Source organism: Micromonospora sp. NRRL B-16802 (assembly GCF_001279555.1).
Taxonomy (GTDB): Bacteria; Actinomycetota; Actinomycetes; order Mycobacteriales; family Micromonosporaceae; genus Micromonospora; species Micromonospora profundi.
The window spans coordinates 109,383-133,453 of sequence record NZ_LGEB01000048.1 but is presented as its reverse complement, the minus strand read 5'-3'; the positions used below and the strand labels follow the sequence as shown (position 1 = coordinate 133,453).

16 protein-coding genes are annotated in these 24,071 nt (G+C 71.8%); 7 read left to right on the top strand and 9 right to left on the bottom strand.

The features are described 5' to 3' along the window. Positions 1 to 68: 68 nt before the first annotated feature. Genes ADK66_RS07900 through ADK66_RS07890 form a run of 3 tightly spaced genes read right to left on the bottom strand, consistent with a single transcriptional unit; the run spans position 69 to position 7,786 of the window. Positions 69 to 3,389, bottom strand: coding sequence for a condensation domain-containing protein (locus ADK66_RS07900; RefSeq protein ID WP_053653244.1), 3,321 nt, complete (start codon positions 3,387 to 3,389; stop codon positions 69 to 71). A 36-nt stretch (positions 3,390 to 3,425) separates the two neighbouring features. Beyond that, complete coding sequence (locus ADK66_RS07895) at positions 3,426 to 4,697, bottom strand: cytochrome P450 (protein WP_053653243.1); 1,272 nt, start codon at positions 4,695 to 4,697, stop codon at positions 3,426 to 3,428. After that, positions 4,697 to 7,786 carry a non-ribosomal peptide synthetase gene (locus ADK66_RS07890; protein ID WP_082377304.1) on the bottom strand — a complete coding sequence of 1,030 codons (3,090 nt, stop codon included), beginning with the start codon at positions 7,784 to 7,786 and terminating at the stop codon, positions 4,697 to 4,699. The genes ADK66_RS07895 and ADK66_RS07890 overlap by 1 nt, the downstream gene beginning before the upstream one ends. Before the next feature lie 228 nt (positions 7,787 to 8,014). On the opposite strand from ADK66_RS07890, the gene ADK66_RS07885 reads away from it, so the two are divergent. The 3 genes from ADK66_RS07885 to vioD all read left to right on the top strand — a co-directional run bounded on the left by ADK66_RS07885 (position 8,015) and on the right by vioD (position 10,592). After that, positions 8,015 to 8,368 carry a Rieske (2Fe-2S) protein gene (locus ADK66_RS07885; protein ID WP_053653241.1) on the top strand — a complete coding sequence of 118 codons (354 nt, stop codon included), beginning with the start codon at positions 8,015 to 8,017 and terminating at the stop codon, positions 8,366 to 8,368. Between the two features lie 102 nt (positions 8,369 to 8,470). Continuing rightward, the gene (locus ADK66_RS07880; protein ID WP_231639960.1) at positions 8,471 to 9,286 is read left to right on the top strand and encodes a hypothetical protein; all 816 of its coding nucleotides are present in this window, start codon (positions 8,471 to 8,473) and stop codon (positions 9,284 to 9,286) included. A gap of 175 nt (positions 9,287 to 9,461) precedes the next feature. After that, the gene (vioD, locus tag ADK66_RS07875) at positions 9,462 to 10,592 is read left to right on the top strand and encodes a capreomycidine synthase (RefSeq protein ID WP_053653240.1); all 1,131 of its coding nucleotides are present in this window, start codon (positions 9,462 to 9,464) and stop codon (positions 10,590 to 10,592) included. Between the two features lie 34 nt (positions 10,593 to 10,626). On the opposite strand, the gene ADK66_RS07870 is transcribed toward vioD, so the two are convergent. After that, entirely contained in the window at positions 10,627 to 11,730 is a 1,104-nt protein-coding gene (locus tag ADK66_RS07870) for an aminotransferase class I/II-fold pyridoxal phosphate-dependent enzyme (protein ID WP_197281450.1), read from the bottom strand. 227 nt (positions 11,731 to 11,957) lie between these two features. On the opposite strand from ADK66_RS07870, the gene vioC reads away from it, so the two are divergent. Continuing rightward, positions 11,958 to 12,986, top strand: a complete 1,029-nt coding sequence (vioC, locus tag ADK66_RS07865; protein WP_053653238.1) for an arginine beta-hydroxylase, Fe(II)/alpha-ketoglutarate-dependent — start codon at positions 11,958 to 11,960, stop codon at positions 12,984 to 12,986. A 9-nt stretch (positions 12,987 to 12,995) separates the two neighbouring features. Here the strand turns inward: vioC and ADK66_RS07860 are convergent, their stop codons facing one another. The 3 genes from ADK66_RS07860 to ADK66_RS07850 form a co-directional block, all read right to left on the bottom strand. After that, positions 12,996 to 14,153, bottom strand: coding sequence for an aminotransferase (locus ADK66_RS07860; RefSeq protein ID WP_053653237.1), 1,158 nt, complete (start codon positions 14,151 to 14,153; stop codon positions 12,996 to 12,998). Positions 14,154 to 14,182: 29 nt separating this feature from the next. Next, entirely contained in the window at positions 14,183 to 15,277 is a 1,095-nt protein-coding gene (locus tag ADK66_RS07855) for a branched-chain amino acid aminotransferase (protein ID WP_053653236.1), read from the bottom strand. Positions 15,278 to 15,352: 75 nt separating this feature from the next. Next, positions 15,353 to 16,000: a response regulator transcription factor gene (locus tag ADK66_RS07850; protein WP_082377303.1), complete on the bottom strand. Its 648-nt coding sequence runs from the start codon at positions 15,998 to 16,000 to the stop codon at positions 15,353 to 15,355. A 469-nt stretch (positions 16,001 to 16,469) separates the two neighbouring features. Here ADK66_RS07850 and ADK66_RS07845 point away from each other — a divergent pair, with 469 nt between their 5' ends. Together ADK66_RS07845 and ADK66_RS07840 are read left to right on the top strand one after the other, a co-directional pair. Beyond that, a complete protein-coding gene (locus tag ADK66_RS07845; RefSeq protein ID WP_231639959.1) occupies positions 16,470 to 19,307 on the top strand; it encodes a BTAD domain-containing putative transcriptional regulator in 2,838 nt (945 codons plus the stop codon). Between the two features lie 216 nt (positions 19,308 to 19,523). Further along, positions 19,524 to 20,213 carry a DUF4191 domain-containing protein gene (locus ADK66_RS07840; protein WP_053653235.1) on the top strand — a complete coding sequence of 230 codons (690 nt, stop codon included), beginning with the start codon at positions 19,524 to 19,526 and terminating at the stop codon, positions 20,211 to 20,213. 121 nt (positions 20,214 to 20,334) lie between these two features. Here ADK66_RS07840 and ADK66_RS07835 read toward each other — a convergent pair whose 3' ends face one another. Then, positions 20,335 to 20,733 (bottom strand): RDD family protein, encoded by a 399-nt coding sequence (locus tag ADK66_RS07835; RefSeq protein WP_053653265.1) that lies wholly within the window; start codon positions 20,731 to 20,733, stop codon positions 20,335 to 20,337. A 263-nt stretch (positions 20,734 to 20,996) separates the two neighbouring features. On the opposite strand from ADK66_RS07835, the gene glnA reads away from it, so the two are divergent. Then, positions 20,997 to 22,421, top strand: a complete 1,425-nt coding sequence (gene glnA, locus ADK66_RS07830; protein ID WP_053653234.1) for a type I glutamate--ammonia ligase — start codon at positions 20,997 to 20,999, stop codon at positions 22,419 to 22,421. A 126-nt stretch (positions 22,422 to 22,547) separates the two neighbouring features. Here the strand turns inward: glnA and mptB are convergent, their stop codons facing one another. Then, positions 22,548 to 23,999, bottom strand: coding sequence for a polyprenol phosphomannose-dependent alpha 1,6 mannosyltransferase MptB (gene mptB / locus ADK66_RS07825; protein WP_053653233.1), 1,452 nt, complete (start codon positions 23,997 to 23,999; stop codon positions 22,548 to 22,550). Positions 24,000 to 24,071: the final 72 nt, after the last annotated feature.

The following is a 24,071-nucleotide window of genomic DNA, read 5'->3' as shown; positions in this document are numbered from 1 at the left end:
CACTCTAGGGCTTTCCGGGCCGACCCCGGCGCGACCGCGCGTTTCTCACGGCGTGACGGGACAGCGGATCAGGCCCGCTCGACCTCGTCCAGCAGCGCCTCGAACTCGTCCAGGCCGGACTGCTCCCCCTGCGCGCGGACGACGAGCCGCGCCAGTTCGTCGACTGTCGGCGACTCGAACACGTCACGCACCGCGAGCTGGACCCCGAAGACGTCGCGTACCCGGGTGATCAGCCGGGTCGCGAGCATCGAGAAGCCGCCCAGCTCGAAGAAGCTGTCGTAGATGCCTACCCGTTCGATGCCGAGCAGTTCCGCCAGCAACTCGGCGAGCTGCCGCTCCATCGGCGTACGCGGCGCCGCGTAGTCGTCGCCGAGCCCGGCGTCGCCGCTGGGCCGGGGCAGTGCGCGCAGGTCGTACTCACCCCACGGGGTGCGCGGAAGAGCGTCAAGCACGAGCAGGTGCCGCGGCACCAGGTAGTCGGGCAGGCGCGCCTTGAGATGGCTCTGGATCGCGGCGGCACCCCGCTCCGGATCCGGCCCTGCCACATAGCCCGACAGCGTGGTCGCCCCGTCGGCGTCGGTCTGCGTCAGCACGACAGCATCCCGGACCCCGGGGACGTCGCGCAGGCCGGAGAGTGTCTCGGCAGCGTCGACGTACTCGCCGCCGGACGACACGACGGCGTACTCCACGGACCCGTCGGCACGCCGGCGACCGTGGTCACCGGTACGTTCGTCGCCGAACCAGATCTCGGCGAGTTCCCCGGTCGCGGCCGGCTGTCCGGAGGCCCGCCGCAGCGTGACAGGCATGCCGGGCAGCGGTGTGCCGAGCGGGACACGCAGCGGCGCGTTGCGCACCTCCATGTCCTGCGGCGCCTCGTAGCAGCAGAGCGGGCGGCCGTCCGCCGTCACCCGGTACACCGCCACGCAACGGCACCCCGGTGCCATCTCCCGCACCGCCTCGACGTCGTGCGGCAGCAGGTCACCGGCGTTGTCCATAAGCACGTAGCGCAGCGCCGGCAGGTCGGGCACCGGCGTCTGCGCCGTCATCGCCCGCAGGATCGGCGCGTCGACGTACGCCACAGTGACGGCCTTCTCGCGCAGCCAGGTGGTCAGCGCCCCGGCGTCGGCGCCGAACGCACGGTCCGGAACCAACAGGGTGCCGCCTGCGGCGAAGGCGGTGCGCATCGCCGACATCAGGTGACCGGGCCGGCTGGACAGCACAACGAACCGGTCGCCGGGACCGAACTCGAAGCGCTTGGCCGCCCAGTCGTCCGGCGCCGTCGCGGCGGGACCGCCGCTCGACGCGGGGAGCGGGCCTGCGGCAGCCGGCAGGACCGTCCGCAGGTCCACAGTGCCGGCGGCCGGCGCACCTGCGGGGTTGCCGTCCAGCACCGTCGTGAGTTCGAGAGGTCCGGTCAGCGCCGGGTCGTCGGTTTCGATAACCATGCCCACCGCCCCGGCCCCGGCCGCACCGAGCAGGCTGGCGACGAATGCGGCACTCGGCCGCCGGACCACGCCGACGCGGTCGCCGGCCCGGACTCCGCGCTCGGCCAGCACCTCGGCGATCCGCTCCGCGGCCACCGACATCCACGCGTAGCTCCACTCCCCTTCGCCGTCCACCACGGCGACCAGGTCGGCGCCGTCGGGCCGACGGAGGTCGAGGGGCGCCAGGGTGTACGCCGGTTCGGCGGCGACCGGAGGCTCGGCGGGCTCGTCGAGCAGCCGAACGGTGGGGTCCTGGACAGCCCGACCCAGCAGCGTGCGCAACTGCCGGAGCAGCACCCGGCCGGTCTCCGGGTCGCAGCGGTCGGCCGGGAAGTCGAGCTTGAACCGCAGCACCCCGCCGGACTCCTGCGCGGTGAACGTCAGGTCGTAGCGGCTGAACAGCGACGGCGTGTCCATCGGCTCGATGGCCAGATCGGTGACCTGCTCGGCCTCCGGGCTCGCCACCACGTTGAGGACAACCTCGAACAGCGGTGTACGGCGCGGGTCGCGGACGATGTCGAGGTCGCGGACCAACTCGTCCATGGGGGCCTCGGCGTGGGCGTAGCCGTCCAGGGCTGCTCGCCGCACGCGCTGGAGCAGGTTGGCGAAGTCCGGGTCGCCGGACAGGTCGACGCGCAGCGGCAGCATGTTGACGAAGAACCCGATGAGCCGGTCGGTGACGCTGTTGGTCCGGCCCGCGACGGGGACCCCGATGACGACGTCGGTCTGCCCGGCCCACCGGCTGAAGATGGTCGCCAGGATCGCGTAGAGCACCATGAACGAGGTGACGCCGTGGGTACGGCACAGCTCGTGCAGCGCCGCCGTCTCCGCCGGCGACAGCGCGTCGACGACCTGGCCGGCCTCGGCCCGCAACGCGTTCGTCCGCCGCTGCACCGTCGGCAGCGCGAGGACCCGTGGTGCGCCCTGCAGGTGCTGCCGCCAGTGGCCGACCTGGTGCTCCAGGGCGTCGCCGGAGAGCCAGCCGCGCTGCCACACCGCGTAGTCGCGGTACTGCACGGGCAGCGCGGACAGGCCGGCCCGCTGCGGGTCGCCGCCGGCCCGGTACAGAGTTGTCAGTTCGCGGATGAACATGCCGATCGACCAGGCATCGGACACGATGTGGTGCATCGTGACGCCGAGCGCGTGCTCCCGTTCCCCGAGCTTGACGAGCAGGCAGCGGATCAGTGGGCCGGTGGTCAGGTCGAACGGCGTCGTGAGTTCCTCGTCGAGCAGGCGCCAGGCCGCCGCCTCGACGGACGCGTCACCGCCCTGCTCGCGCAGGCCTGTGAGGTCGCTGATCCGGATGTGCCAGTCGTCGTCCGGGTCGTCCACCACCTGCACCGGCTCACCGTCGGTGGCCGGGAACCGGGTGCGTAGCGTCTCGTGCCGGGCGATGATCGCGCTGATGCTGCGCTCGAGGACCTCGACGTCCAGCGACCCGAGAATGCGCCGCCGCCCGTGCACGTTGTAGATGACGCCGGGCAGCAGCTGGTTCTCCATCCACAGCCGCTGCTGGTCGAAGGACAGCACCGGCCGGGCACCGGAGGGCCGGCGCAGCAGCGCCTGCGGCCGGGTCGCCGCGCGGGCGGCGAACGACTTCGCGGCCACGACGGACGCCAGGCCGGCGACCGTACGTGACTCGATGTAGTCCGCCACCGGGATGTCCACGCCGAACGTACGCCGGATCTGCGCGACCACCCGGGGCACCTGGGCCACGTTGCCCAGCGTGAGCAGGGGGTCCTGCACGTCGACGTCGGTGCAACCGAGGACCTCGTGCAGGATGCCGACGAGCGCGTCCTCGTACGGGGTACGGGGCGGCAACGACCGCTCGCCGTCCACGCCGAACGGCTCCTCCTGGAAGTGAACGGGCTCAGCCGGGGATGTCTCCGCAATGGGACGCGCCATGCCGGAAACCTACGGTCGCCCGGCCCGGGGCGGTTGTCACGTAAACAGGTGGTCGCCGGCGGCGGTGAACCGCATCGGCAGCCGTTCGTAGCCGTGCAGGAAGTTCGACTGCATCAGCCGGGCGCCCTCGGCAGGTTCGCAGGCGGTGAACAGGTCCACTGTGTGCCGCAGCACCGCGCGCAGCTGGGCTCGGCCCAGTGCGGTGCCGGGGCAACTGTGCGGGCCAGCCGCGAAGCCGATGTGCGGGTTCGGATGCCGGCCGGCGTCGAACGTGTCCGGCTGCGCGAAGACTGCCTCGTCGCGGTTGGCGGAGCGGGGCCACACGACGACCGGGTCGCCTTCCTTGATGGCCTGGCCCGCCAGCTCGACGTCGCAGGTGGCGACCCGGGCCAGGTGCCGCACCGGGTTGCCCCACCGCACGGCCTCCTCGACAGCCGTCGGTACGGCGGACGGGTTGGCCCGCAGCGACGCGAACACGTCGGGCATCCGGGACAGCGCGTCCAGCAGGTTGGTAAGCGCCGCGCGGGTCGTCGTGGTGCCGCCGATCGCCAGGTTGAGCGCGTTGAGGACCACTTCGCCGGTGGTCAGGGCGTCCCGGTCGGCGGTGCCCGCCGCGAGCCGCTGGACGAGACCGTCGACGTCGGACCGGTGCCGGCTCGTGCGCAGCAGCCGGGAGAAGTAGCCGAGCAGTTCGCCGTTGGCCTGTTCCGCTTCCTGGCGGAGGTCCCCGCCGTCATCCGCGGCCGCCCGGGACAGGAACACCCGCGACGTCCGGCTGGTGATCCAGTCGAGGTCGGCAGGTGGCAGCCCCAGCAGCAGGCCCGCGGCGTGGGTCGGAACGCGGGAGGCGACGGCCTCGACGACGTCGACCGTCCCGCCGCGGTCGCGTACGGCGACGAGCAGCCTCCGGACGTACCTGTCGATCTCCGGCTCCAGGTCGGTGACCACGCCGTCGGCGAACAGGGCGCCGATGCTGCGCCGCAGGCGGCGGTGCTCCGGCGGGTCGGTGACCTCGACCATCATGCCGCTGGCCGGGTCCGGGCCGGGCCGTAGGCTGTCGAGCGTCATGCCGTTCGTGGCCGAGAATGTGGTCGGGTCCCGGTAGACCCGCATCGTCTCCGCGTAGCGGATCACCGCCCAGAAGCCCGGTCGGCTCTTCGGGCCGTGCCAGAAGACCGGGTGGACGGGCCGCAGGGTCGCGAGGATCCGTTCCAGGTCCGGCGTACGGGCCGGATCCGGGTCGGCGAGGTCGATGTCCGGGATCGGGTCCGTGCGGTCGAGGACCGGGCCGGGCGACGTGCTGCTCATCAGGACACCACCGGAGCGTCGGGGTTCGCGGCGACCTCCGCCAGCAGGGCCACGTAGTCCCCGGCGAGGCGGGCGACAGTTGCCTCGTCGAACAACTGGGTGGCGTACACCAGGCCGCCGTCGACGCCGCCGTCGGCACGTGCGGTGAGGTCGCAGGACAGGTCGTACCGGGATGCGGGCGGATGTGGCAGTGGAAAGCCCGCCGGGTGGGCGGGGATGCCGTGGGCGGCGAAGAAGACGTCGAACAGGGGGTTGCGGCCTTCGGTCTGCGCCGTCGTGGGCACCGCGCCGACGATGTCCTCGAACGGCAGTACGGCGTGCTCCGCGGCGGCGACAGTTGCCGCGCGCACGCGGCCGAGCAGGTCCCGGAAGCCGATGCCGCCGGCGATGTCGACGCGGATCACGGCCGTCTCCTCCAGCATGCCCACGACGTGCTCCAGTCCGGGGCGGTCGCGGCCGGCCACGGGCACGCCCACGGTCACGTCCGTCCCGCCGGTGCGACGGGCCAGGAGGGCGGACAGCCCTGCCAGCAGGGCCGTGCTCCGTGTCGCTTCCCGGTCCGCCGCGACGTCGTCGAGTGCCCGCACGACGGCCGCAGGCACGTCGAAGCGCACCCGGCCGCCGCGCCAGTCCCGCACCTCCGGCCGTGGCCGGTCGGCTGGCAGTTCGACCGCGGCGGCCCCGGACAGCGTGGCCCGCCAGAAGTCGAGGTGCCGTCGCGCGGCCGGGCCCGCCGAATGCTCGCGCTGCGACCGCGCGACGTCGGCGTAGCCGAGCAGCGGGGCCGGCACCGTGCGACCCCGGTACGCGGCCCGTACCTGATCGGCGATCAGTTCCCGGGACCGGTCGTCGGCGGCGATGCGGTGGACCACCATCAGCAGGTACGCGTACTCGTCGGCCGGCCGGCTCACCAGGCGGACCCGGACCGGGGGTGCGGCCGCGAGGTCGAAGGGGCGGTCCAGTTCCTCGGCCAGGATCGCCGCGGGGTCGCCGTCCTCGACGGCGAGGCGCTGCGGCGACGCCGGCTGAACGACCGGGACCGGCAGGCCGGACGGGTCCGGTTCGTAGCGGGTACGCAGGATCGCGTGGCGTTCCAGCAGGCCGGTCACTGCCCGCTCCAGGGCTGTGCTGTCGACCGGGCCGGGCAGCCGGACGACCACCGGTGTGTTGTCGACGGTGCTGTCCGGTGCCGCCAGCTGATGCAGCCAGAGCCGCCACTGCGCTGCGGAGAGCCGGGCGTCGCCCGCGTCGCGCGGCGCTCCGGCCGGCGTCCCGGCCGTGCGGTCGCCGTCCAGCAGCGCCGCGATTCCGTAGACGGTGCGGGCCTCGAACAGCGCGTTGATCGGCACCTCGGTCTGCAGTTCCTCGTTGAGCCGGAGCACGATCTGGACGGCGCGCAGCGAGTCACCGCCGAGGGCGAAGAAGTCCTCGTGCGGGTCGACCTCGGGTCGTTGGAGCACCTCGGCCACGATCGCCGCGATCCGCTGCTCGGTGGTGCCGCGGGCCGGCTCGTCCGGGGACGTACGGCCGGTGGTCGCGGCCGGTCCGGTCGGCTCGGCGGGCCGGGGCAGGGCGGAGCGGTTCAGCTTGCCGTTCGGCGTACGGGGCAGCTCGTCCAGGACGACGAACTGGGCCGGTACCAGGTAGGCCGGCGCGCAGCGGGCGAGGTGCTGCCGCAGGTGCCGGGCGTCGGGCGGGTCGGCCGGATCGACAGGCCGGACGTAGGCCACCAGCCGGGCGTTCTCGTCGTTCCCGCCGAACGCCCGTACCGCGGCCTCGGCCACACCGGGATGGCCAGCCAGCAGGTGCTCTACCTCGCCGGGCTCGATCCGGAACCCACGGATCTTGATCTGGTCGTCGCTGCGGCCGAGGATCTCGATCCGCCCGTCCGGGTGTCGTCGGGCGATGTCACCGGTGCGGTAGAGCCGGGCTCCGGCGTCGTCCGGGTCGGCGACGAACCGCGTGGCGGTCAGGGCCGGGCGGCCCAGGTAGCCGGTGGCGACGCCGGCGCCACCGATGTAGAGCTCGCCCTCCTCGGCCAGCGGGACCGGCCGCAGCCCCGCGTCGAGCACCCGGAGCGAGGTCCCCCGGACCGGGTGGAACCGGGCCGGAGTGCCCCGCTCGTGGCGGGTGACGGCCGACCACACTGTCGTCTCCGTCGGCCCGTACAGGTCCCAGAGCACGACCCCCTCGCCGAGCAACCGCTCGGCGAGCTCGGCCGGCAGCCGCTCCCCGCCACACAGCACTGTGAAGCCTGGCGGCGGCGACCAGCCGGCCTCCAGCAGGAGCCGCCAGGTGATCGGTGTCGCCTGCATGACCCGTGCGCCCGTGTCGGCGAGCAACGCCGCCAGCCGGCGCGGGTCGCTCGTCTCGCCGTGCCGGGCGACGACCACCCGGCCGCCGGTGGTCAACGGCAGGAACAGCTCCAGGCCGGCGATGTCGAAGGAGACGGTGCTCACGGCGGGAAGCACCACCGCGTCGGGCAGACCGGGGCGCTCGCGCATCGACTCGATGAAGTTGGCGAAGGCGCCGTGTGTCACCACGACGCCCTTGGGCCGGCCGGTCGAGCCGGAGGTGTAGATGACGTACGCGGTGGCGTCCGGGTGCAGCGGCGCGGGGTGCACCGGGCTGCGGCACACCGCGACGTCGGTCAGCTGGATGCGGGTCGGTACGCGCAGGCCGGGGGCGCCGGCCGCGTCGGCCGTCAACAGGATCCGCGCCCCGGAGTCCGCGATGACGTGGTTCAGCCGGTCGGCCGGGTGCTCGGGATCGAGCGGCACGTACGCCGCGCCGGCGAGCTGGACACCGAGCAGCGCCGGCACCAGGTCGACTCCGCGGGGTATCGCCACCGCGACGGGCTCGCCTGGCCCGACGCCCGCGTGGCGCAGCGCCTCGGCCACCCCGGAGGCTTCCGCTAGCAGCTGACCGTACGTGAGACGGTTGCCTGCCGACTCCACAGCCACCGCGTCCGGCAGCCTGTGCGCTACGGCCCGGATCAGGTCCGGCACGGTGGTCCCGGCGCCGGGGCCGGGACGAGCGGAATCCGGTACGGCGACGAGGCTTTTAGCGGAATCGTGGATGCCGATCACGGACGCTCCTCCGATGCGGGGCGGTCGGATCCCAAGTCAACGGAGCCGGGCCACGGCGGTCAACATGGTCTGCTGTCCCGCGTTCACCGGACATCGCGCTCCGGTCGGGTCACCGGTGCGCGGTGTCGGTCCCCGCTTCGGGCGACGGCCCGCCGGCGGCCCGCGCCGGTAGCCTCGGCGACAATCCGCCGCCGGGCACCCGGCGGCCGACGTCGCACGAGGGGGGGAATGTCGGCCATGTTCCCTGCCGGCGAGGCGAACTCCGGCGGCGCCCAGGTGTGGGTACGCGGCCCTCGCAGCGCCGACGTCGGCCGCACCGTGCTGGTGTGGCGGTCCACGGCCCCGGCGCGGACCGTCCTGCTCTGGCGCACCCGGAGCGGCACGCCGGTCGCGACCGACGCCCACTGCCCGCACCGCGCGTACCTGATGGTGGACGCGCGACTCGTGCGCGACGCCGTCGAGTGCCCGCTGCACGGTTACCGCTTCGGCGCCGACGGCCGCTGTGTCAACTTCCGGCGCTCGCCGGACGCGCAGATCATCGGTGTACGGGAGGTCGACGGGTGCCTGTGGCTGGCGCTGTGAGAGCCCGTCGCCGCTTTCCGTGACTGCCCCGGCCGCCGGCCCCGGTCCTAGCGTCGTGCTGCGAACGGCTGCTACCGCGACGACCGGAGGGCGGGATGCGACGTGCACCGCATCGACGGGGTGGAGTCGCCGGTTCGGCTCCCCGGCGCCGATCCGCTGGGGCCGTTACGCGCGACGCTGGCCGCGGCTTTCCGCGACAAGCCGCCCGGAGGCCTGGCGCCTGAGCTGGTGGTCGGCGACGGGCCGGACTGGATCTGCGCCGGCAGCATCGCCGACGGCACCCGGCTGCCGGAACTGCTCGACGTCGTGGCGCGTCGCCGCCAGGCCACACCGCACGCCGCCGCGACACTGGCGTGGAAGGCGTACACCTACGCGGTGGCGTTGCCCGCAGTGCTCGGCTGGGCGTCGGCCCGGCGGGTTCCGCTGGTCCGTGCGACCGATGTGGTGGTACGCCTGGACTCGCCCGACTCGGTGCTCACCGTCGCCCTCCGCCCGTCGGTACGCGTGGCGGTGCTGCCGTGGGATCCGACGGCGCGCGGGGGCGGAGTCGAGGTGGCCACTGACGAGGCAGGTCTGCTCGCCGCGCTACGCGGAGCCCTTGTGGACGCGCACCTCGGCCCGATGCTGACGCACATCCGGACGGTGGCCCGCGTCAGCTCCCGTTCGTTGCGCGGGTCGCTCGCCTCGGGCGTGGCGCACGCCGTGCTGAGGGCCGCCCACACGCTGCCCGGCAATGCCGTCGACCACGTCGACACACTGCTCACCGCGCTCCGCGTGCGGGATCTCGTGGACCTGCTTCCCGGGCCGGACGGCGGCGCGACGGTCCAGCGCCACACCTGCTGCCTGGCCTTCACTCTGCCGGAGGCGAAGATCTGCGCCGGTTGCTGCATCCGACTAGCCCGGCCGCCGGGCGGCTGACGGGCGCGCATCACGGGCGACACCGCAACCCTGACACCGCAGGCGGGAAGCCGGGACCGTCGTCCCGGCTTCCCGCGACATGCGCTGCGGTGTCCGCCTGCATACCGTGGGCGGGCGACGGATCCGGTCGCCTGGTCGCACCGCGCCAGCGTCACCGATTGGGACGGACTTCGACATGGAAATCGCCGTTGCCCACCTCGAAGCCTGGATGCGCGACTACTACCACAAGGTTGACCACGACATCGGCAGCAGCGGGGTACGCGACCTGTCCATGCACGAGTTCCGCGCCCTGTGCGGGTTCGAGCTGTCAGAGCTCGACGAGATGGTGTTCCACGACAGCGAGAGCTACGGCGGCAACCGGCTGCGTGCCGCGCTGGCCGACCGGTGGACCGGCGGCGACGTCGACCGGATGATGGTCACCCACGGCTCCAGCGAGGCGATCTACCTGGTCATGCACCTGGCTCTGGATCCGGATGACGAGATCATCGTGCTCGACCCCGCCTACCAGCAGCTGTACGACATCGCGGCGTCCCGGGGTTGCCGGGTGACCCGGTGGCAGCTGGACCCGGACGCCGGGTTCGCCGCCGACCTGTCCGTGCTGCGCGAGCTGGCGGCGCACGGGCCGCGGATGATCGTCGTGAACTTCCCGCACAACCCGACAGGTGTGTCCATCACTGCCGAGCAGCAGAAGGAACTGGTAGCGATCGCCGCCGATGCGGGTGCCTGGCTGGTGTGGGACCACGCGTTCGGCGAACTCACCTACACTGCCGACCCGCTGCCGATCCCTGTCGAGTACGAGCGGTCGATCGTGTGGGGCACGTTCTCCAAGAGCTACGGCCTGGCCGGGCTGCGAGTCGGCTGGTGTGTCGCGCCCCCGGAGCTGCTGGCCCGGATGGCGGTGCTGCGCGACTACATCGCGTTGTACGTCTCGCCGGTCCTGGAGTTCTTCGCCGAGCAGGCGGTCCGGCACGCGGACCGGATCGTGGCCATGCAGCGGGAGCACGCCCGCGCCAACCGGCAGTTGCTCATCGACTGGGCGGCGGACCGGCCGGAACTGGTGCGGCTCAGCCCGCCCGCCGGCGGGGTGGCCGCGTTCGTCGAGTTGCTCGGCCAACCGGATGTCGTCGCCTCCTGCCGCCGGCTGGCCGAGCAGCACCGGGTGCTGCTCGTACCAGGCGTGTGCTTCGGCGAGGCCTACCGCAACCACGTCCGGCTCGGATTCGGCGGTAGCACCGCCGAGCTCACCGCGGGTCTCGCGCTGCTCGACCGGGTGCTGCGGGAAGACGTTCGGCCGCCGCGCGCCTGAGGCGGTTTCCCGTCCCCGGGCGCGCGGCGGCTCCTCAGTTGGCGGCGGCCAGTTCGCGGTAGGCGCGGACGAGCGTCTGGGCGGCCGTCTGGACGGTCTCGAACGGCCGGGCCAGGGACAGCCGGATCAGGCGCAGGCCGCCATCCGGGTCGGCCCAGTGGAACGGCGCGCACGGGAGCACGTGCACGCCCCGCTCGCGCATGTCCTTGTACAGCAGCGACGAGTCAGGCCCGTTCTGCGGCAGGCCGATGCGGGCCACGCTGATCTGTGAGGTCGGGTCGGCCAGTCGCAGGCCGGCCGGCTCGATCGCCTCCCGTACCGCCGCCCGGTTGCGCTCCACGAGATCGCGCGCACGCTCGTAGCCACCGTTCACCCAGTCGGAGGCGAGCGCCTCGACCAGCTGCAACACGACAGGCGAAGCGGCGAGCAGCGACTCGGAGAAGGCCCGCTCCAGGGGCAGATCGGTCCGCTCGCTGTAGGCCAGCAGCCCGATCTTCAGCTCGTGCATCGGCCACAGTTTGCCGGTGTCCTCGATCGTGATCCAGTCCGCGCCGGCCGCGTCGAGGACCGCGTACGTGTCGTACTGCGCGTCGCGGACCTGGCCCCGGAAGCTGGCGTCGATGATGACGGTCTGCCCGTGCTCGACGGCATGCTCGGCGAGCGAGCGCAGGTGACCTTCCGGCGTGACCAGACCGGTGGGGTTGTTGGGATGGGTGAGGACGATCGCCTGCACCGGGGCGCCGGGCCAGGACTGGTCCAGCATCGCCTCCTCGCTCAGCGGCACCAGCTTGAGGCCGCGCGTGGTGAACAGGTCGGCGATGTTGTCGAACGTCGGGTGCAACACGGCGATCGTGGCGCCGGCCGGCAGCGCGCGGGCCACGATATCGGTGGCAAGCGTGGAGGAGTAGCAGCTCAGGATCCGGCCGGTACCCACCGGTGCGGTGTGCTGCCCGATCGCGTCCAGGAACGCGCGGTGGGCCGCCGTCTCGATCGACGGGAAGGACCGACGGGTCGCCGTCGTGAACATCTCGGGGAGCCGAGCCACGATCGCGGCCTGCTCGGTGGAGAGATCCAGCCGGGCGTGCCCGTCGGTCAGGTTGAGGCCACCGTCGACGTCGGACAGTGCGTCGACTTCCATCGTGGTCAGATTGGCAAGCTCGGTCATATGTCAGTCCCGAGGGTGTCGGCACGCCGGCTGACGGGCTACGGCGTGGACCCAGCAGATGATTTCTAGGACGAACCTAGGGTCGCCGGGGTCGGTGCACCTGTCCCCTCTACCGGGGACCGCAGGGCCGCAGCCCGCGACCATAGGCTGCAACGGCAGGTCGCCGTCGGCGGACCACCTCGGCCAGCGGGAGGCCACGCGTGCATCACCTGACGCTCACTCCGGCGGACAACGCGGCATTGACACCGATGCTCAGCGAGCTCGCGAGGGCGTACAAGACCATCGAGGAGCCGGGGTTGATCCGGCGGGCACCGGTTCTCGCGCGGCTTCTGCCGACGCATGTGCTGGAGTTCCTTGAGGAGTACCGCCTCGGCGAGCCGTCCGCCCTCTGCCTGATCTCGGGCCTCGAGATCGAGCTGGAGCAGCTCGGCCCGACGCCGCCGCACTGGCGCAACAGCCAGTACGACTCCCCCGCCCTGCCGCAGGAGATCTTCTTCCTGCTGTGCGGCTCCGTGCTGGGCGACGTGTTCGGCTGGGCGACCCAGCAGGACGGCCGCATCATGCACGACGTGCTCCCGATCGAGGGGCACGAGCACTACGAGATCGGCTCCAACAGTCTCCAGCACCTGTCCTGGCACACCGAGGACGCGTTCCATCCCTGCCGGGGCGACTACGTGGCGCTGATGTGCCTCAAGAACCCGGACCTGGTGGAGACCGTCGCGTGCGACGCCGGTGACCTCGACTGGTCCGCGCTGGACGTGGAGGCCCTGTTCGAGTCGGAGTTCACCCAGATGCCGGACAACTCGCACCGTCCGGAGAACGCTTCCGAGTCCACCGGCGACCCGGTCGTCGACCGGCTGCGTCGGCGCAGTTTCGCGCTCATCCAGTCGTGGAACGACGACCCGGTCAAGCGGCCGGTGCTCTTCGGCGACCGCACCGATCCGTACATGGCGCTCGATCCGTACCACATGAAGACCGACGGCTGGTCCGAGCGGTCGCTCGGCGCGTTCCAGGCGTTGTGCGACCAGATCGAGGCGCACATGCAGGACGTCCGCCTGCGCCCCGGCGACTGCCTGTTCGTCGACAACTTCCGGGCGGTGCACGGGCGCAAGTCGTTCCGGGCGCGCTACGACGGCTCCGACCGCTGGCTGAAGCGCCTCAACATCACCCGTAACCTGCGCGGTTCCCGGGCGTGGCGGCCTGCGGCGGACGACCGGATCATCTACTGACCCGACGGTTCAGCGGCCCGCGTCGGCGAACCGGCGGGCGAGGGCCGCTATCGCGTCCCGGTCGAGGTTGCCCACGCTCACCCGGACGGTGCGGCGGTCGTCCGGAAGGAAGGCAGTGCCCGGCATGACGAGCGTGTCGTGCTTGACCACCAGCTCGCGCACCACGTCGTCGGTGGAGCGGCCCGGGAACGGATGCCGCAGCCAGGCGAAGAAGCCACCGCAGGAGAGCAGCTCGAAGCCGCCGGGCCGGGCGGCCATCGTGTCGGTGAACCAGGCCCGCCGATCGGCGAGTTCCCGGGCCCGGACGGAACGCCACCCTCGGGCATACGTCAGGCCCGCCCAGGCGGCCTCCTGCCCGATGCGCGGCGCGCAGACCGCGACGCAGTCCAGCAGCTTGCACACCTCGCGGTTGAGTTCCGGGGAGGCGACCACGGCGCCGACGCGGTAGCCGGGAATGGCCAGGTCCTTGGAGAACGAGTGCAGGCTGACGACTGTGCGTTCCCAGTGCGGGCCGGCGAACAACCGGTGCGCCGGCGCGTCGGTGTCGCGGAACGACCGGTACGTCTCGTCGAGGATCAGCGCGATGCCGTGCCGCTCGGCCACCGCGGCGAACGCCGCGATGCCGTCCGGGTCGACAGTGACCCCGCTCGGGTTGCCCGGCGTCACCAGCACGATCGCGCGGGTACGGGGCGTGACGAGCCGTTCGGCGTCGGCGGCGCGTGGCACGAGGTCCGGCCCGGGCTCCAGGTAGACAGGCCTGATGCCGTTCAGCCGCAGCCACATGTCGTGGTTGAAGTAGTACGGCAGCGGCAGCACGATCTCGTGACCGGGCCCGGCCAGGGCGGCGGCGACCAGGCTGAACGCCTGGTTGCAGCCGGCCGTGACGACCACGTTGTCGGCCCCTACGGTCCCTCCGTAGTCGCGGCTCAGCTCGGCCGCGAACGCACGACGCAGCCGGGGCAGGCCGGGCACCTCGGTGTACGCGCCGCCGTCCGTGGCACGTGCCGTCCGCACGATGTGCTCGACGACGACCCGCGCCGGCGGGTACTGCGGCGCCGCCTGCGCGACGTCGAGCAGTGCCCCGTCGTTCTCCCGCAGGTCCACAAGGTCGTAGGCCGCGCTGATCGGCGAGTCGATCGTGTTCCGTGTCCGGCTGTTGAATCGCACGACCGGCGCTCCTGTTCGCGACGTCGGTGTCAGCAGACCTTGTGCACCCAGTGGTGCGGATCGGGCCCTCGGCCGTACTGGATGTCCAGCAACGCGGTCCGGAGCCGGTGCGTCACCGGACCGGGCTGGCCGTCGCCGATCTGCCAGTCGCCGGTGGTGGACCGCACCGTACCCACCGGCGAGATCACTGCCGCGGTGCCGCAGGCGAAGGTTTCGGTGAGCGCGCCGGACGCGCAGTCGGACTGCCACCGCGACGTGCTCATCCGGTCCTCCTCGGCGGCCATGCCCAGCTCTCCGGCCAGGGTCAGCAGCGAGTCGCGGGTGATGCCGGGCAGCAGGGCGCCGGTCAGCTTCGGTGTCACGATCCGCGGGCGGGACCCCCCGTACACGAAGAACAGGTTCATCCCGCCCATCTCCTCGACCCACCTGTGCTCGGCGGCGTCGAGCCACACCACCTGGTCGCATCCCTGTGCGGTGGCCTGCCGGGTGGCGAGGAACGCGCCGGCGTAGTTGCCCGCCGCCTTGGCGTCGCCGGTGCCGCCCGGCGCGGCGCGTACGTAGTCGTCGCACAGCCACACGGTGAGCGCCCGGGGACCGGACGGGCCGAAGTACGGCGCCGCCGGGGACGCGATAACGCAGAAGAGGTAGCTGCTCGACGGATGGGTGAAGCCCAGTCCGGGCTGCGTCGCGATCATGAAGGGCCGCAGGTAGAGGCTGTTGCCGTCGCCCGGCGGCACCCAGTCGCGGTCCTGCGTGACGAGCAGCTCGACGGCCCGCACGAAGGTGTCCACCGGCAGTTCGGGCATCGCCAGCCGACGCGCGGAGCGGTTGAACCGCTCCGCGTTCGCCATCGGCCGGAACAGGGCGATCGAGCCGCTGTCGTGCCGGTACGCCTTCATGCCCTCGAAGACCGCCTGCCCGTAGTGGAACACCGAGGTGGCCGGCGGGAGCGTGAACGGGCCGTACGGCTCCAGCCGCCCGTCGTGCCAGCCGCGTTCCTCGGTCCAGCGCACCGTTACCATGTGGTCGGTGAACTGCCGGCCGAAGCTGGGCTGGGCCAGGGCGGCGGCGCGTTGATCGTCGGACAGGCACTCGCCGTTCGGGCAGATCTCGAACTGGACCACGGCGTCTCCTCAGGTCGCCCGGAACGTACGGACCGCGCTATCCGCGTGCCCTGTCCCGTGAAGGCGGGACAGGGTTCAGGCGGCGGGCTCCACGGGCCTGGGCGGACGCCCTTCGGGAGGCGGGGGCGCGTCGCGAATCATGCCGCCGAGCAGGGCGGCCCGCGTGAGTTCGGCCTTGTTGCCGGCGCCGATCTTTGCGCGGATTCGTTTGACGTAGGTATCCACGGTGTGCGGACTGATTCCGAGCCGGGTGGCGATCTGGCTGTGGGTCAGTCCGCAGGAAATCTGCCGGAGGACCTGCTCCTCTCGCTCCGACAGGTGGTGGGCGGGCGGATCGGCCCGCCGCGCGGCCGACGGCGCGTCGGTCGCGCCGGACGACACGCAGTACCCCGATGTGACGGCCCGGATGGCCTCGACGAGTCGTTCGATCGACTCGCGCTTGCAGATCACTCCGGATGCGCCCGCCTCGAGGTAGCTCGCGCCGTCGTCCTCGTAATTGGCCAGGACCAGGACAGCCGTACTCTTCGCGGCGACGGCGATCTGATCCAATTCGTTCGGCGGCGACAATGCGTCGACGTCGATGAGTACGGCGTCGGCAAGCCAGTTCGGATCCTCGTCCGGCGACGTGCGAACTGCGACGATCTTGATTCCGGCGTTTGTCAGGGTCTGTACGAGGCCAACAAGGAAAATGGGTGAGCTGACCACTAGATCGGTGCGAATCACGCATGTCCCCGCAATCACATGGTTACCGTTTATACGGTTTTGCCATCCGGGTTGGGTTCGGTCTCCTCATTTATCGCCATAGGGCAGAATCGCGTATTCGGTCGAGCGACTGCCGCCGGAAACGGCATCGTCGGCCTGCAACAAGTGATCTATGAGGCCCTATCGACGCTAGCAATGGGCGTGTCCGGCACAGGTCCCTGCTTTGGGGGACGCGTCCTGCCGTACGCCGCCTGACCGGCCCCTCCCTTCACCGCCCGGCACTGATTTGTCCTATTTGGATATCCCCATGACGGACGACCCCCCTGGGACCGTTCGAATAGGATGTGTCGTATTTCGGCGCTGTGTGCGATCCTTGAGCGCCGGCCGGCAGACGCTACAACGGCGCGCGCACATGCTGGATACATCGGACGCACATCGCTCGACTTTCCCCGGTTTCCGGGACGGGCTATGCTCCTCGATCATCGTCAATTTGGATCTCCTCGGCCCCCTGCGGGTGTCGCGTGACGGCGTCGAGGTGCCACTCCCGTCGGTCAAGCAGCGGCTGTTGCTGGCCGGGCTGCTGCTGCGGCCGAACGAGGTGGTCGGCACCGACGAACTGCTCGCCGTCCTGTGGTCGGACGAGCCGCCCGCGTCGGCCACGGCGAACCTTCGGACGTACGTACACGGGTTGCGGCGGGCGCTGGGCCCCAGCGGACGGGAACGGATCACCGCGACCGCCGGCGGCTACCTGATCCGGCTGTCGCCGGGTGAGCGCGACCTCGACCGGTTCGACGCGGCGGTGGCGCGCGGCCGGGCGTCGCTGGCCGCCGGCGAACCGGAACAGGCAGCCATGCACCTCGCCGACGCGCTGGACATGTGGCGCGGCGCGCCGCTGTCGGACCTGCCGCACAGCCCGCTGCTGGCGCGCAGGATCCGGCGGCTGGTGGAGCGGCGACTGCTCGCCGAGGAGGACCACGCCGCGGCACGGCTGGCCGCGGGCGCGGCGGCGGGGGTCATCGAGCGGCTCCGCGCGCTCGTCGAACAGCATCCGCTGCGGCAGCGGGCGTGGGCGCACCTGATGACCGCGCTCTACCACACGGGCGACGTGTCCGGCGCGCTGGACGCCTTCCAGCAGGCCCGGGGCGCGCTGGCCGAGCAGACCGGGCTGGATCCGGGACCGGAACTGGTCCGGCTGCGCGACGGCATCCTGCACCACCGGCTCGCCCCCGGCGCCCCCGGTCCTGCGATCGGAGGTCCGGCCGCTGGAGGCCCGGCGACCGGAGGTCCGGTCACCGGCAATCCGGCGGCCCGGCAACGGGACGACCGCAGGCCCGCCCAGCTGCCACTGGCCCTGCCCCGTTTCATCGGGCGCGAGCCGGAACTGTCCCGACTCGATCACTGGCTGGACGACGGTACGGCCGGGCCGACCACCGTGGTCATCTCCGCGGTGAGCGGCATGGCCGGCGTCGGCAAGACGGCACTGGCGCTGCGCTGGGCACACCGGGTGGCCGATCGCTTCCCCGACGGCCAGCTGTACCTGAACCTGCGCGGCTACGACGACGTCGACGCCGTGTCCGCTGCGGAGGCGCTGCGCAGTTTCCTGGAGACCCTCGGCGTGTCGGACGCCCGCATACCGACCACCACGGACGCCCGCATCGGGCTGTACCGGAGCCTGCTGGCCACCCGCCGGATGCTGATCCTGCTCGACAACGCCCGCGACTCCGACCAGGTACGCCCACTGCTGCCGGGCACCGGCTTCTGCGCGGTCGTGATCACCAGTCGTGACCAGCTCAACGGCCTGATCAGGGTGGAAGGGGCGAAGCCGCTGACACTGAACGTCCTGACCGAGCAGGAGTCGCGGAATCTCCTGGGCAACTGGCTGGGGGCCGAACGGATCGACGGAGAGCCGGACGCCGTGACCGGCATCATCGACGCCGCCGGACGCCTGCCCCTCGCCCTGTCGATCGTGGCGGCTCGAATGGCGGCGAAACCCACACTTCCGCTGACCGCCTTCGCCACCGAGCTGCGCCGACACGAGGCGCTACTGGACGCACTCGACGACGGTGACGTCCGGCGCGTCTTCTCCTGGTCGTACCGGGCGCTCAGCGAGCCGGCGGCGGAGCTGTTCCGCCTGCTCGGCCTGCATCCCGGGCCGGATCTCACAGCTGGAGTCGCGGCCGCCCTGAGCGGGCAGACGCCGGCCGCCGTCATAGCGCCACTGCGGGAGCTGACCCGGCTGCACCTGTTGACCGAGCACCAGCCAGGCCGGTACGTCCTGCATGACCTGCTCCGCACCTACGCCGCGGAACTGGCCGCGTCCGGTACGCGCGACGACCATCGCCGCGCCGCCTACCAGCGCCTCTACGACCACTACCTGCACCAGGCCTATCCGGCGGCGCGACTGCTGCAGCCGCAGTGGGCGCCGATCCCGCCGATGCCCCAGCTGCCGGACAGCCTCGCCACCCCGCTCGCCGGCCGGCAGGCCGCGCTGGACTGGTTCGCGGCCGAACGCCGGGTGCTGGTGCGCATCGTCCGGCAGGCCGCCGACACCGGTTTCGGCACCTACGCCTGGCAGCTCGCCTGGGCGCTGACCGCGTTCCTGGCACCGCATGGTCTGTGGCAGGACCAGCTCACGGTGCAGCAGATCGCGGTGGCCTCGGCGGAGACGGCCGGCGACCTGGGCGGACAGGCAATGGCCAACCGGATGCTGGCACGCGCCGCACTGCGGCTCAACCAGCACGACGTGGCCGAGCGTCGACTGGAGTGCGCGCTGAAGTTGTACGAGCGGATCGGCGACCTGACCGGCCAGGCGCAGACGCTGCACAGTCGCACGGAACTGGCGTACGAGGTCGGCAAGCCGCAGGACGCGCTCGTCTACGGCCGCCAGGCGTTGCGGCTGCACCGCCTGGCCAACAGCGCCGCCGGTGAGGGGCGCACCTTGAACGCGATCGGGTACATCTACGCCACGACGGGCGAATACGAACTCGCCATCGCCAGTTGCACCGAGGCGCTGGCCCTCCAGGAGAAGATCGACGACCGCAACGGTCAGGCAGCCACCCTGGACAGCCTCGGCTTCGCCCACGAGCGGCTCGGCGCGCACGAGCACGCCGTGGACCTCTACGAACGGTCGATCCGGCTGTTCCGGGACTCCGCCGACCGGTACCACGAGGCGGAGACGCTGGTCCGGCTCGGCGACGTCCGGGCGACGATGGGCGACCTGGCCGCGGCAGGGAAGGCGTGGCGCCGGGCCACCGAGATCTACGACAGCCTCGGCGACCCCGCCGCCGACGACACCCGGAGCCGGCTGGCCCGGCTTGACGGCAAGTGATCTCGGACCCGCGAGGCATCACACCCGGCAACCCGGCCGGCCCGGTGTACCCCTTTCCGGGGACACCTGACATCCCGGCGCACCGGGACCGCACCCTCCCCTAGCCCGGCCACGCACGCGGGCAGCCCCGGCGTCCGAGGGGACGTCCGGGTGCTCAGCCGACGAGCACCCGGACGCGGATCAACAGGGTCGGCGGCGCCCACTAGACTCTGCGGCATGGCAAAGCCCCAGGAGAAGGTCTCGTTCGGCCAGCGGCTGAAGCAGATCGGGATGGTGTTCAAGTTCACCGCCAAGCAGGACCGGTGGTTCACGCCTCTGGTCGCCGCCGCGGTGCTCATCCCCCTCGCCCTCACCGTGGCCGCGGTCATCCTCTGGAGCTGGATCTGGCTGCCGGTGGGCATCCTGTTCACCCTGCTCGCGGTGCTGATCGTGCTGAACCTGCGGTCCAACAAGGCGATGATGAACGCCGCCGAGGGGCAGCCCGGCGCGGCGGCGCAGATCATGGAGAACATGCGCGGCGACTGGCGGGTGACCCCGGCCGTCAGCTCCACGACCCAGATGGACATGGTGCACCTGGTGATCGGCCGACCCGGCGTGATCCTGCTGGCCGAGGGCAACCCGCAGCGGGTACGCGGCCTGCTCGGGCAGGAGAAGCGGCGGCTGGCCAAGGTGATCGGCTCCGCTCCCCTGCACGACTACGTGATCGGGCAGGAGGAGGGCGAGCTGCCGGTCCGCAAGCTGCGCACGACCCTGCTGCGGCTGCCCCGCGCGCTCAGCGGCAAGGACGTCAACGCGCTGGACAAGCGGCTCAAGGCACTCACCGCCCGGCCGCAGATGCCCAAGGGCGCGATCCCGAAGAACATGCGGCCGCAGGGCGGCGCGTTCCGCCAGTCGCGGGGGCGCTGACACCTCCGACGTACACCGTGTGAGGAGCCGGGCCCACCACGGGCCCGGCTCCCGCGCGTTGTGCCGGCGCTGTCCGGGCGCCGCGGCGGTGGTCAGTCTGCGCCGGACCCGCCCTGTGAGGTCAGGACCGGGGCGCGTCGACGATGACCGAGCCGGTGAGCCGGTCGTGCAGGCCGCGACGGTGCTCGTCCATGATCAGTGCGGGTACGACCAGGGCCAGCAGCACTCCGCGGCCCAACGCCCGGAGCAGGCCGATCCGACCGCCGTCGAGCCAGTTCACGCAGCGGATCTTCGTGATGTACATGCCTGGTGTCTGGGCGAACAGGCCGAGGAAGATGCCGTACTCCAGGATCAGCACCAGCACCGGCGCCCAGCCGTCGCGCACCGGGTCGGCGAAGATGTTTGCCACCAGCAGGCAGAGCACCCAGTCGATGATCAGCGCTCCGAACCGCCGTCCCAGGGTCGGCGGGGTGAAGGTGGGGTCGGTGGCCGGCGCTGCCGGGGCGTGCGGATTGGTCACAGTGATCAAGGGTATCCGTGTCAGAAATCAGGGCCACGAGTACCGCCAGCACCGCGTGCCGAATCGGGCTATTGGCATCAGATGTCATTACACTGCCCCAGCCGGTATCGTGGATCACGCGGTCTGAGTACGTGAACAGGAGCGTTGCTGACGCTCCGGGAGTGACGTAACACGGCAGAAACACAGGAGACATGGCCGGGCAACCCCCCGGCCATAGCGTCGCCGAAAGCCTAGCCACCCCGTTGGACGTGCCAGGAGGATGTGTGTTCGCCAACCCCGAGGAACTGCTGCGATACCTCAAGAACGAGGACGTGAAGTTCGTCGACGTTCGTTTCTGTGACCTGCCCGGCGTGATGCAGCACTTCAACCTGCCGGTCGAGTCTGTCAACGACGACCTCTTCACCGATGGCCTTGCGTTCGACGGTTCGTCGATCCGCGGATTCCAGGCGATCCACGAGTCGGACATGCTCCTGCTCCCGGACGTCGCATCCGCATTCATCGACCCCTTCCGTGCGCAGAAGACCCTCGCGCTCAACTTCTTCATCCACGACCCGTTCACCCGTGAGGCCTACACCCGCGACCCCCGCAACGTCGCGAAGAAGGCCGAGGCGTACCTGGCCGCGAGCGGCATCGCCGACACCGCCTACTTCGGCGCCGAGGCGGAGTTCTACATCTTCGACTCGATCCGCCACGAGACCTCGGCGCACCAGTCGTTCTACTACATCGACTCGGTCGAGGGCGCGTGGAACACCGGCCGCGAGGAGCCGGGCGGCAACCGCGGCTACAAGACCGCGTACAAGGGCGGCTACTTCCCGGTGCCGCCGGTCGACCACTACGCCGACCTGCGCGACTCGATCGTGCGCCGGCTCGTCGACACCGGCTTCACCGTGGAGCGCTCGCACCACGAGGTGGGCACCGCCGGCCAGTCCGAGATCAACTACCGGTTCTCGACGCTGCTGCACGCCGCCGACCAGCTCCAGCTCTTCAAGTACATCGTGAAGAACGAGGCCTGGGCCAACGGCAAGACCGCCACCTTCATGCCCAAGCCGCTGTTCGGTGACAACGGCTCCGGCATGCACACCCACCAGAGCCTCTGGCTCAACGGTGAGCCGCTCTTCTACGACGAGACCGGCTACGCGGGCCTGTCCGACACCGCCCGCTGGTACATCGGCGGTCTGCTGCACCACGCGCCGTCGCTGCTGGCCTTCACCAACCCGACGGTCAACTCGTACCGTCGCCTGGTGCCGGGCTTCGAGGCGCCGGTCAACCTGGTCTACTCGCAGCGCAACCGCTCCGCCTGCACCCGCATCCCGGTGACCGGCAGCAACCCGAAGGCCAAGCGCGTCGAGTTCCGCGTGCCGGACCCGTCGGCCAACGTCTACCTCGCCTTCTCGGCGATGATGATGGCCGGCCTGGACGGCATCAAGAGCAAGATCGAGCCGCCGACGCCGATCGACAAGGACCTCTACGACCTCCCGCCGGAGGAGTGGGGCGACGTCAAGCAGGTGCCGGGCTCGCTGCCGGCCGTGCTCGACTCGCTGGAGGCCGACCACGACTACCTGCTCGACGGTGGCGTCTTCACCCCCGACCTGATCTCCACCTGGGTCGACTGGAAGCGCGCCAACGAGGTCGACCCGGTGCGTCTGCGCCCGACCCCGCACGAGTTCGCCATGTACTACGACTGCTGAGTAGTCGCTACAGCACCGGCCGGGCCGGCTCCGCACCTCGCGGAGCCGGCCCGGCCGTTTGCAACGCCCCGCGCCGAAGATCGTGCTCGATCCTGGATGTTGCACGATCTTGGCGGCGCGCGCGTGTCACGGAGCGTGTTCGGCGGGGCGGGCGCCGGGGCGTACGCGCCGCACGACCACCACCACGAGCAGCGCCGTCATCGCCAGCGCGCCAGGGGCCTTTGTGAAGCGGGCCAGGTTGGTGCCGTCCGGCAGGGCCAGGAACGCCGCCACCGCGGCCGGCACCAGGAACCACGTCGTCCGTGTTGCGGTGAGCGCCAGCAGCGCCAGCGGCCAGGTCGCGTACCAGGGGTGGAAGACCGGGGACAGCACCACGGTGGCGACCAGGGCCAGCGCCGCACCGCTCAGCGCCACCCGGGGGCGAGCCGCCTCGATCCGGGTCACCCGCCGCCGTACGTCGTTCAACCCGCGCAGCGCCTGCCAGGCCCGCCACCACAGCACCACGAGCACTCCGGCGAGCAGCAGCAACGCGACCGCCCGGGCCACCGGCACGGCCTGGGGGTCCCGGCTGACCAGCGCGCCCGCGTAGTCCACGACCAGCCCGACGGCTGTGGGCGGCGACGTCCACTGCTCGGAGTCCCCGCTGTGGGTCAGCCCGCCCACCCAGCCGAACCCGAGGCCGGACAACGCAGACGTGACCAGCACCGCGCCGAGCAGCCCGCCGGCCAGCCAGCCACCGTCGCGCAGCAGCGCCCGCACTGTGTACCGGCCGTGCACGCCGGCCAGTACGGCGAACGGCACCACCACCACGGCGCTGGCCTTCACCGTCACGGCCAGCCCGAGCAGCACCCCGGCGAACAGCAGCGCCGACGGCCGGCCGGGTCGACGGACCACCACCAGCAGCCCGCACAGCAGCAGTCCGAGCATCACCGCGTCGTTGTGCGCGCCAGCCACCAGGTGTACGCCGATCAGCGGTCCGGCCAGCGCCAGCCAGACCGCCCGCCGGGTCGGCACCCCGACTGCGCGCGCCAACCCGGGCAGGCAGAACGCGGCAAGCAGCAGCCCCGCCACGGCGATCACGCGTAGCAGCACGACAGTGCCGGTGAGCCCACCGCCGAGGCTGACCGCGAGCGCCGCAAGCAGCACGAACACCGGCCCGTACGGTGCCGGGGTGTCCCGCCAGATCGGCGCCACCGTGTCCACCCAGGGGCAGCCCGCCGCCGCCACCCCCACTGTGTACGGGTCGACGCCGTGCGCGTACGTCCAGCCCTGGCAGGCGTACGAGTAGACGTCCCGGCTGCCCAGCGGCGGCGCGACAAGCAGCGGCAGTGCCCACAGCCCGGCGGTGACGTACGCCCAGCGGGTCGACGGCGCACCTGCGCGCAGCGACCACCACGCGCCGACCAGCAGCGCGGTGCCGGCGAGCCAGCAGATCAGCGTGGCGGGGCCGCCCGGGGCTCGCCAGATCGACGCGGGTGTGGCGCCGAGCGGGGAGTCGGGCAGCGCCCCGCCGAGATACCCGGCCACGGCGAGCAGAGCGGCACCGGCCAGCCCGCCGTACCGGGCAGCCAAAGCCACCCCCGACGAAACAGACGACGGCGGATCAGGCGGCGGCCCGGAGGGCCGGTCGGACGGCGGAGGTGCACCGGG

Excerpts from the sequence above, each read along its gene's own strand:
- ADK66_RS07840 (WP_053653235.1), top strand. The coding sequence starts at position 19,524 with ATGGCAAAGCCCCAGGAGAAGGTCTCGTTCGGCCAGCGGCTGAAGCAG.
- vioD (WP_053653240.1), top strand. The coding sequence starts at position 9,462 with ATGGAAATCGCCGTTGCCCACCTCGAAGCCTGGATGCGCGACTACTAC.
- ADK66_RS07900 (WP_053653244.1), bottom strand. The coding sequence starts at position 3,389 with ATGGCGCGTCCCATTGCGGAGACATCCCCGGCTGAGCCCGTTCACTTC.
- ADK66_RS07885 (WP_053653241.1), top strand. The coding sequence starts at position 8,015 with ATGTCGGCCATGTTCCCTGCCGGCGAGGCGAACTCCGGCGGCGCCCAG.
- ADK66_RS07895 (WP_053653243.1), bottom strand. The coding sequence starts at position 4,697 with ATGAGCAGCACGTCGCCCGGCCCGGTCCTCGACCGCACGGACCCGATC.
- ADK66_RS07870 (WP_197281450.1), bottom strand. The coding sequence starts at position 11,730 with ATGGAAGTCGACGCACTGTCCGACGTCGACGGTGGCCTCAACCTGACC.